The following is a 9,144-nucleotide window of genomic DNA, read 5'->3' as shown; positions in this document are numbered from 1 at the left end:
GGCGGCATCGTGATACGAATCGACCACCAGGCCGCGCTGGCAGGCAATCGACAAGAACCACAGCATGTGGCAACTCGATATGGCCGAGACGAAGGCCTCTTCCGGATCGACCGCCGCTTCTACCGACATGGGCAGCGGTACGGACAAGGGCGAAGAAGACCCCGGCACCTCGATGCCGCCATCAAAGCGCAGCAGGTGGCCGCGACTGTAGCGTTTGTCGGTGAAGGGCTGGTCGCCCCGTTGCCAGATGGTTTCTGCGGTGTAGCGGTGTGTCATGTTGTCAGACCAATGTTCAAGCGGACAGGGGAAGGTGATAGACCCAGAACTGCTCATCACGTTGCCAGCCGGCGTCAGCATAAACCGACTGGGCGGTGGTGTTGTTGCGGGCGGTGCTCAGCGTCAGCCTGACGGCGCCCACGGCCTGGGCAAACTGGGCGGCAGTGTTCAGGAGTAGACGACCAGCGCCTGCACGCCGATGGCGTTCATCCACATAGAGGTCGTTGAGCACATAGGTGCGTGCCAGCGATACCGACGAGAACGAGGGATAGAGCTGGGCAAAGCCCACGGGTTGCGTACCGGCGTGGGCGACGAACAGGACGGACTGCCCATGGTTGAAGCGCTCACGCAGAAAGGAGGCGGCAGCGCTCAGGTCGCTGGGGCGTCCGTAGAACTGGCGGTAGGCATCGAAGAGGCCTGCCAGCTCATTCAGATCTGCCAGGCAGGCCTGCCGAGCGGTAATCGAGATGCTGGCCTGGTTCATGGCAACACCTCTGCCTTGAAGGTGCCCTGTGCGGACCACGCCTGTGCGAAGGCCGGCAAGGGCTGTGTGCAACCGGGCTCCGAAATGGCGGGCAAGCGCGCTTCGCCCATGGGCAGGACGCCGGCCCAAACGGGCAGGGCCTGGTCTTCTTCCTTGTCCCTGGGGCCCCAGTTGCGCACCTTGGCGGATGACTCGTGCAGACTGATGCCCAGCACCGTCGTGGCCTTGAGTTCATTCGCGTCGGGCTTGCGGGCTTCGTCGCCACGGCCCTTGGCGATGTGCTCCATCAGGGCGTGCAGGATGGCTGGTTTATCGTCCTCTGCCACCACCTCGAAGGCGCCATGAACGACCACAGAGCGGAAGTTCATCGAGTGAGAAAAGGCCGAGCGGGCCATCACCAGACCATCGAGGTGGGTGATGGCGACACAACTGGGCGCGCCGCTGGCCAGGTGCTTCATCATGCGGCTGCCGTTGGATCCATGGATGTAGAGCTTGTCGTCCACGCGCCAGCAAACGGTGGGCAGGCACAGCACGTCCGGGCAGGCGAAGGAGACATGGCACAGCCAGGCGGCGTCCACGATGGCGTGGACCGTTTCTTCGTCGTAGCTGGCCCGTTCTGCCGCGCGTCTGATCCGTGCGCGATCGCTGGGGGCTGCAGATGGTGTCTGTTCTTGTTCTGGTGCGTTGCCTGCTTGCATGGCGTGATCCCTGAGGGCCTCCTGTTTGTGATGGATGTGTGAGTTGGTGCGTGAACGATAGAGAAGTTCTGGCACCATGCAAAGAACCACGATTCAAACATTTCATGGAGCCACGATCACATGGCTGATCTGTGCTTGCTGCTGGATGGGCGGCGCCTCAAGTCTCAATCCATCAAAAAGCGCCAGCCTCTGCAACGCGTCTTGTACGAGGCTTTGCGTGATGCCATTGCGCAAGGCCGCCTGCAGGCTGGCGCCGTGCTGCCATCCAGCCGTGATCTGGCGCGGGATCTGGCCATGGCGCGCAATGGCGTCATCCATGCGTATGAGCAATTGGCAGCAGAAGGCTATGTGCAGCCCAGCCGGCAGGGCACGGTGGTTGCGGCGTTTTCTGCGGTGGCTGCTGGTGCATCACGCTTGCACAAAGGGACGGATCAAGTTGATGCCAACGCAGTAGTGTCACGGCGCGTGCGCCTGTGCGATCGCCGCCGCTTGCCTGAGGATGACTTACGGCCCTTTATGCCCGGCATGCCCGCGCTGGACGCTTTCCCCTTGCCCACCTGGCAACGCCTGTGTGACCGCGCCTTGCGCCAAGGCAGTACGCTGGATCTGGGCTATCGCCACGCTGTTGGCGAGCCTGAATTGCGTCAAGCCATCGCGACCTACCTGCGTGCCGCGCGTGGTGTGCGTTGCCATGCCGATCAGGTCACCGTCACCGATGGCACGCAGCACAGCATGGAACTGTGCGCCCATATCCTGGCCGATGTGGGTGATACGGTCTGGTTGGAACACCCGGGTTATGGCGGAGCGCGCACCGCCTTCTTGCAAGCGGGCCTGAATGTGGTGCCCGTGACGGTGGATGCAGACGGCATCGCCCCGCCGGATGATTGGTGGCAGGCCAAACCACCTCGCATGATCTACACAACGCCTTCTCACCAGTATCCATTGGGCTCTGTGCTGACTTTGCCGCGGCGTTTGCACCTGATCGAGCAGGCTCGCCAGGTCGGTGCCTGGATCCTGGAAGACGACTACGACAGCGAGTTCCGCCACGATGGCCCACCGCTGGCCGCGATGCAGGGGCAGGTGGACGATGCCCCGGTGGTGTACCTGGGCACCTTCAGCAAGTCGATGTTCCCTGCCTTGCGGCTGGGCTTCATCGTCTGGCCTCAAGCCTTGGCTGAGCGGGCGGGTGGGGCCGTGGGCGAGTTGGTTCGACGTGGCCGGCCGTTCGAGCAACGTGCGCTGGCCGCCTTCATCGATGAAGGGTACTTCACCCGCCATCTGCGCAAGATGCGCAAGCTGTATGCCGAGCGTCAGGCGGCACTGCGTGATGCCTTGACCAGTCAGTGGCCCTTGCCAGGCCAATTGCTGGGCGGCCAGGCAGGCATGCACCTGGTGCTGAGCTTGCCGACGCAAGGCCATGATGCCGTGTCGGATCTGGTACTGGCCAGCAAGGCCTATGAACTCGGGCTCAGCCCGCGCCCGCTGGCGATGTACGGCACAGGTGGTGTGTCAGGTTTCAATGGCCTGGTCATGGGCTACGCCAACACGCCGCAAGCGCGTATGGATGGCGCTGTGCGGCGCTTGGTGACCGCACTGCACACCCTGCAAGCTCAGCGGTAATAGCCTGCAGCACGCATCTTGCGATCAGCGATCTGCTGCGATTTGCTCAGCACCTCGTCCACGGTCACGGGGTCTTGCAGCAACTCGCTGATCTCTTGTCCGACGGCCGTGCCGATGGCTTGAAACTCCGGGATGGATGCCCACTGGATGCCGCTGTAGGGCGAACGGGGCAAGGTGGCGTCGTGCGGATTGGCTGTTGAGATGGCCAGTTGCTCTACCAGCGCGTGGGGGTTGGCCCGCTTGAACTGCGGCGACGCGTAGGTTGAAAGGCGCGTGCCTGAAGGCACGGCTGACCAACCCTCCCGCTCGGCGACCAGCCGGATGTAATCCTTGGATGTGGCCCACTCCATGAAGCTTTGCGCAGCCTGGGCCTTGGTGGAGGAGGTTGGGATGGCCAGTGCCCAGGTCCAGACCCAATGGGCACCTTTGGTCGTCACCGCCGTGGGTGCCTGCAAGAAGGTCACCTTGCCCGCTACTTTCGAGCTGCCGGCCCGATTGACGAAAGACCCTGCCACCGTGGCATCGACCCAGATGGCACATCGGCCATCCATGAACAAGGCCAGGTTCTCGTTGTAGCCATTGGCCGCTGCACCAGGCGGGCCATACAGATTGAGCAGATCTGCATAGAACGACACGGCGTTGCGCCATGCAGGTGTCTGCAACTGCGGTTGCCAGTTCATGTTGAACCACTGGCCGCCAAAGGTGTTGACCATGGTGGTGACCAGCGACATGTTTTCGCCCCAACCTGGCTTGCCGCGCAGACAGATGCCATAAATGCCTTTGTCGGGCGCATGCATTTTCTCTGCCGCGTGGCGAATCTGGGCCCAGGTGGGTGCATCGCCCAGCTTGATGCCTGCAGCCTTGAGCAGGTCGGTGCGCACCATCGTCATGGAGCTCTCGCCGTAAAAGGGCAGGGCGTAGAGCTTGTCGTCCACGCTGAGGGATTGCCGTATCGGTGCCAGCAGGTCAGCTACGTCGTAGTCGGGCGACGGGGTCAAGGGCCTGATCCAGCCCTTGCGCGCCCAGATGGGGGCTTCGTAGGCGCCAATGGTCATGACGTCGAATTGACCAGCTTTTGTCGCCACATCTCGTGTGACCTGCTGTCTCAAGATGCCTTCTTCCAGCGTGATCCACTTCAACTGGATGTCAGGATGGGCTCGCTCGAATTCCCCCGACATCTTCTGCAGGGTGATCATGTGCCCATTGTTGACCGTGGCAATCACCAACTCTGTGGCGTGTGTTGCCATGGGTGTGATCCAGATCACACCCGCTAACCAGGTCGACAGACGACCATCAGCCATGAACCCACTCCGTATGTTTATGATGATCACAAACGCCTTGGCTCTGGGTTGTACGGCAAGGCAAGATGTGATCAGGGATTGTGGTTTCTCATCGCGCGAAACCACATCCGTACATTCGCGTACACCGCATAACGAAGACAGCCCGGCATGATGACAGCGCTGGATAGATTGCATCCCTATCTGCCCCATCGCAGCGTGCGTGCACGGTTTGCCTGGGTGACGGGCCTCAGTGGGGTCGTTTTTGCGGTGCTGCTGTCTTTCTGGCTGGCGCAAGACCAACGCCAGCAACTGCAGCAAGCCGTCAGCGAAGCAGCGCGCCGAGAGGCCAGCGTGCTGGGGCAGGTGGTGTCGCTGGCCCTGTCTGAGAGGCAGCGAGACATTTCCCAACTGGCTCAGCGCCCGGAAGTGGCCAGCGGCCTGTTGGATGCCGCGGACATGCGGTTGGCACTGGAGCGCGTCAAGGCCAGTCGTCCCGAGTTTGAGTGGCTGGCCCTGACCGATGCCAAAGGTGTGGTCGTGACGGCCACGGGTGCGCGCCTGGAAGGGCAGGATTTTTCAGCGCAGCCTTGGTTTGTCTCGGGCATGGTGGACAACTGGCTGGGCAAGCCGCAGGCAGGTGGCCCCTTGGCGCCTTACCTGCCACGCGATGTGGACGGCCGTCCCGTGCAGTTGATCGACATGGCTGTGCCTGTGCTGGATTACGAAGGACGTCGCATAGGCGTGATCGTGGGCATGCTCAATTGGCGATGGGTGCGCGACATGCACAGTGCCATGGTGGCGCAGGATGATGGCCTTGCGCATACCTTGCTGCTCACGCCGGACGGCGATGTCACGGTGGGGCCGACTGCCTTGCTGGGCAAGAAGCTGACGGCGCCAGGCTTGGACGATCTCAAAAAGCGTGCGGTGGCCCGTGTGATCAACTGGCCGGATATCGGCGAGCAGTTGACGGCGATCGCGCCCGTGCGCTGGACCGAGCGCGAAGGCAAGCCTCCCCTGATGATGGTGTTGCGCCAGAACCCCGATCTGGCCTATGGGCCTGCCACCAAGCTCTGGCAACGCATGCTGTTGCTGGGGCTGTTGGGATCAGGTCTGTTCATGATGATCAGTTGGTGGTTGGCCGGCAGGATCACGCGACCACTGGGGATGCTGGCCAGCACTGCGGCCAATCTGCGCGAAGGCGAGCCCGCTCAGTTCGAGTTGGGCACCGGGCAGGCCGATGAAATCGAGGCGCTGGCCAAGGCCTTGCACGACATGCACGCCCGCCTGAGCGTGCGCATGACCGAGCTGTCCACCTACCGGGATCATCTCGAAGACACCGTGGCACAACGCACGGAGCAGTTGCAATTTGCGCGAGACAAGGCCGAAGCCGCGACACGCGCCAAGAGCGCCTTCATCGCCAACATGAGCCACGAGATCCGCACGCCCATGAACGCCATCATGGGCGTGACCTATCTGATCCAGCAAGGGCCCATGCTGCCCGGGCAGGCCGAACGCCTCAAGACCGTTCAAGAGGCCGCCGAGCACCTGCTGGACATCATCAACAACATCCTGGATCTGTCCAAGATCGAGGCAGGCATGTTCACGCTCACGCAGGCTGACTTCGACCTGGTGGAGGTGATGGACAAGGCCGTGTCACTGGTGTCGGACAAAGCCCGTGAAAAGAAGCTGGCTCTGGTCGTTAACACGGAGGGCTGCCCTCAGCGCGTACGCGGTGATGCCATGCGCCTGTCACAGGTGATGATCAATCTGCTGAGCAATGCGGTGAAGTTCACCGAGCGCGGGCAAGTGACGCTGGTGATCAAACCCGAGTTGATCCAGGGCGATGAGGTTCATCTTCTGATCGAGGTGCAAGACACGGGCGTGGGCATCTCGGCAGAACAGGCCAGCAAGCTGTTCAACGCCTTCGTGCAGGCCGATGAATCCACCACGCGCCGCTATGGCGGCACAGGGCTGGGCCTGGCCATCACGCGCAGCCTGGTCGAATTGATGGATGGGCGCATTGGTGTGCGCAGCCAGGTGGGGCAAGGCAGCGTGTTCTGGTGTCGCATCAGGCTGCATGCCGCTCAGACGAGCGCCCAAACGGCTGCTGACGAGGCCGCCATTCAGCTCACGGCAGAAGAGGCCATTGGTCTGCTGAGGCAGAACCACTCAGGCGCGCGCGTGCTGCTGGCCGAGGACAACCCCATCAACAGCGTGCTGGCCATGGAGTTGCTCAGCATGGCGGGCATCGAGGTGACGCCGGCTCGCAATGGCGTGGAAGCCCTGGCCTTGTTGCAGAACCAGGCCTTTGATCTGGTGCTGATGGACATGCACATGCCTGAGATGGATGGCTTGCAAGCCACCCGCGCCATCCGCCTGATGCCTGATCAGCGCGAGTTGCCCATCGTGGCCATGACCGCCAGCGTCTTGCAGGAAGAGAAAGACGCCTGCATGGCCGCTGGCATGAACGGGCATTTGTCCAAGCCCATTGACACGCAGGCGCTCTACCAGACCCTGCTGCACTGGTTCGCCTTGCGCGGCGCCGGGCAACGCCACAGCGCCGAGGTGATCAGGCTGTCGCGTTCTGGCGAGGCCTGATTACACGAAGTCCTGCGCCAGCACGCGCTCGATGTTGCGCTCCGCCAGGGCCGTGATCGTCACGAACGGGTTCACACCGATGCTGCCGGGGATCAGCGAGCTGTCTGTCACATACAGGTTCTGATAACCCTTGACGCGGCCGACGTTGTCGGTGGCCATGTCCAGCACGCAGCCGCCCAGCGGGTGATAGCAGAAATCATCTGCAAAGGCCTTGCCGCCGCCGAACAGATCGGTGCGGTAAATGGTGCCTTGCCTGGCGTTGATCTTGTCGAACATCTGCTTGGCCGAGTTGACCGTGACGGCGTTTTGCGAGCGCGTCCATTGAAGGCGAGCCGTGTCCGTGGCTGGGTCGTACTGGAAGTGGCCACGCTCGGGGTTGCGTGTGATGGCCAGGTACATGCTCACCCAGTTCTCGAAGCCCGTAGGCAGTGGCGTGATCTCGGCAAACACCGGGTTGGTCGGGTTGGACCAATCGTTGATGCCCATGGCTGGCATGGTCGATTGCACCGAGCCCGTCGGGTTCCACAGATGGTTGGCGCGCGCCGTCATCACGTTGCCGTTGTGGCCCCAACCTTGGCCTACTTGCGCGCTCAGCTTGGGCAGGGTGCCGGTATCGCGTGCCCGGACCAGCAGCTCGGTCGTGCCCAGGCTGCCGGCGCCCAGGAAGAGCTTGCCGCAACTGATCTGCACGGTGCCCAACACGTTGCCGGCTTCGTCGATCTGGCGCACGGTCAGCAGGTAATCGCCATTGGCCTGCTGCTCGATGCGTCGCACTTCGCTGAGCGTGTAGATGGTGACGCGGCCCGTGCCCACGGCATCGGCCAGATAGGTCTTGTCCAGGCTGAGCTTGCCGGCATTGTTGCCGTAGATCACTTCTTGCGCCAGTGCCGAGCGGGGCACCTTGTTGGCCAGTTCGGCTTCCATGTATTTGGCGTCGTACACGCTGGGCACGAACACGGTCTTGTAGCCCGATTGTTCGGCCGCTGTGCGTGACACGCGGGCATAGCGATAGCAGGCTGCCGTCTCGAACCAGGCCGGGTCCACCTGATTGACACTCAGTTGCGCATTGGCACGAGGGAAGTAGGTGCCATACATGTCATTGGCGTTGACGCCGGGCAGCATCTCCTCGAAGTACCAGCGCGCGGGTGTCACGGCCATGGCGCCGTTGACCAGCGAGCCGCCACCCACGCCGCGCCCCACATACACCGACATCTCGTCATAGTTGACGCGATCGAGCACGCCGGCATAGCGCGGGATCTTCTTGTTGATCACATCCAGGCCGAGGAAGGTCTTGAGCGGGGCCTCGGTCTTGTCCTTGAACCACATCGCACGGCCATCGGGAGACAAGGTCTTCGTGAACACCTTGCCGTCGCTGCCGGGTTGTGTCCACAAACGGCCCATCTCCAGCATGACCACGGGCACGCCCGCTTCGGCCAGTCGCAAGGCCGTGACGGCGCCGCCATAGCCTGTACCGATCACCAGCGCAGGCACGCGGCCCAACTGGCCCAGGCCCTTCTTGGGCGCAGCCATGGCGTCATTGAATGTGCGCGCAGCAGAGGCCTGGCTGGGCAAGGTGATGCAAGACAAACCCAGCGCTGCGGCAGATTGCAGGGCGGCGGTACCGAGGAAGCGGCGGCGGGACAACATGGAATCAGGCACTCCGTGAAATGGATGAATGAATTGTGTTGAATGAACATGGTTGCGCGGTGTTCGGTAATCCCTGCATCACCCCTCAAGCAAGGGCTGCGCTGATGTCGTTCAACCGACAATTGTCGCTGTCTCGCCCGAGGGTTGACCCCCTTGGCTCGGGTGGCTGGGGCCACGTGACGATGGCGCTCAGGGTGGTGATAGAGTCCCGCCGACCTCGTTGCCGCGGCACGCTGACTGGCTTCATCTGCAGACCACACCATGAACACTCGCCTGACCCGGATGCTGGGCATCCAGCACCCCATCGTCCTGCCCGGCATGACCTATATCGCCGTGCCTTCCTTGGTGGCCGCTGTGTGCAATGCAGGCGGTCTGGGCATCCTGGCATCTGGCGCTTTGTCGCCTGAAGAATGCCGTGCGGCCATTCGCGAAATCCGTCGTCTCACAGACAAGCCCTTCGGCGTGGGGTGCAGCCTGATGCTGCCCGGTGCCGCCGAATGCGCGAAGGTGGCCCTGGAAGAAAAGGTGCCCGTGATCAATG

At 62.5% G+C, this 9,144-nt stretch carries 8 protein-coding genes; 3 read left to right on the top strand and 5 right to left on the bottom strand.

The genetic code is table 11. The features are described 5' to 3' along the window. The 3 genes from EPO09_RS05650 to EPO09_RS05640 form a co-directional block, all read right to left on the bottom strand. Nucleotides 1-276: OsmC family protein (locus EPO09_RS05650; RefSeq protein ID WP_367200045.1), on the bottom strand; the 276-nt coding region annotated here is incomplete at its 3' end. Nucleotides 277-292: 16 nt separating this feature from the next. Beyond that, the gene (locus tag EPO09_RS05645) at nucleotides 293-760 is read right to left on the bottom strand and encodes a GNAT family N-acetyltransferase (protein WP_290641046.1); all 468 of its coding nucleotides are present in this window, start codon (nucleotides 758-760) and stop codon (nucleotides 293-295) included. Further along, entirely contained in the window at nucleotides 757-1,458 is a 702-nt protein-coding gene (locus EPO09_RS05640; protein ID WP_290641043.1) for a pyridoxamine 5'-phosphate oxidase family protein, read from the bottom strand. The genes EPO09_RS05645 and EPO09_RS05640 overlap by 4 nt, the downstream gene beginning before the upstream one ends. Before the next feature lie 120 nt (nucleotides 1,459-1,578). On the opposite strand from EPO09_RS05640, the gene EPO09_RS05635 reads away from it, so the two are divergent. Continuing rightward, nucleotides 1,579-3,078 carry a PLP-dependent aminotransferase family protein gene (locus tag EPO09_RS05635; protein WP_290641041.1) on the top strand — a complete coding sequence of 500 codons (1,500 nt, stop codon included), beginning with the start codon at nucleotides 1,579-1,581 and terminating at the stop codon, nucleotides 3,076-3,078. On the opposite strand, the gene EPO09_RS05630 is transcribed toward EPO09_RS05635, so the two are convergent. Beyond that, entirely contained in the window at nucleotides 3,069-4,325 is a 1,257-nt protein-coding gene (locus EPO09_RS05630) for a sugar ABC transporter substrate-binding protein (RefSeq protein WP_290641047.1), read from the bottom strand. The two genes, EPO09_RS05635 and EPO09_RS05630, sit on opposite strands and share 10 nt — an antisense overlap. A 201-nt stretch (nucleotides 4,326-4,526) precedes the next feature. Here EPO09_RS05630 and EPO09_RS05625 point away from each other — a divergent pair, with 201 nt between their 5' ends. Next, nucleotides 4,527-6,956, top strand: coding sequence for an ATP-binding protein (locus tag EPO09_RS05625; protein WP_290641039.1), 2,430 nt, complete (start codon nucleotides 4,527-4,529; stop codon nucleotides 6,954-6,956). Here EPO09_RS05625 and EPO09_RS05620 read toward each other — a convergent pair whose 3' ends face one another. Further along, nucleotides 6,957-8,603: a GMC oxidoreductase gene (locus tag EPO09_RS05620; protein ID WP_290641037.1), complete on the bottom strand. Its 1,647-nt coding sequence runs from the start codon at nucleotides 8,601-8,603 to the stop codon at nucleotides 6,957-6,959. A gap of 261 nt (nucleotides 8,604-8,864) precedes the next feature. Here EPO09_RS05620 and EPO09_RS05615 point away from each other — a divergent pair. After that, nucleotides 8,865-9,144 (top strand): nitronate monooxygenase family protein (locus EPO09_RS05615; protein ID WP_290641035.1); only part of this gene is annotated, 280 nt, incomplete at its 3' end.

Origin of the sequence: Aquabacterium sp. (assembly GCF_004297345.1) — a bacterium.
Taxonomy (GTDB): domain Bacteria; phylum Pseudomonadota; class Gammaproteobacteria; order Burkholderiales; family Burkholderiaceae_C; genus Aquabacterium.
This window is presented reverse-complemented; position numbering and strand designations above follow the sequence as displayed.

Excerpts from the sequence above, each read along its gene's own strand:
- EPO09_RS05645 (WP_290641046.1), bottom strand. The coding sequence starts at position 760 with ATGAACCAGGCCAGCATCTCGATTACCGCTCGGCAGGCCTGCCTGGCA.
- EPO09_RS05635 (WP_290641041.1), top strand. The coding sequence starts at position 1,579 with ATGGCTGATCTGTGCTTGCTGCTGGATGGGCGGCGCCTCAAGTCTCAA.
- EPO09_RS05625 (WP_290641039.1), top strand. The coding sequence starts at position 4,527 with ATGATGACAGCGCTGGATAGATTGCATCCCTATCTGCCCCATCGCAGC.
- EPO09_RS05620 (WP_290641037.1), bottom strand. The coding sequence starts at position 8,603 with ATGTTGTCCCGCCGCCGCTTCCTCGGTACCGCCGCCCTGCAATCTGCC.
- EPO09_RS05640 (WP_290641043.1), bottom strand. The coding sequence starts at position 1,458 with ATGCAAGCAGGCAACGCACCAGAACAAGAACAGACACCATCTGCAGCC.
- EPO09_RS05630 (WP_290641047.1), bottom strand. The coding sequence starts at position 4,325 with ATGGCAACACACGCCACAGAGTTGGTGATTGCCACGGTCAACAATGGG.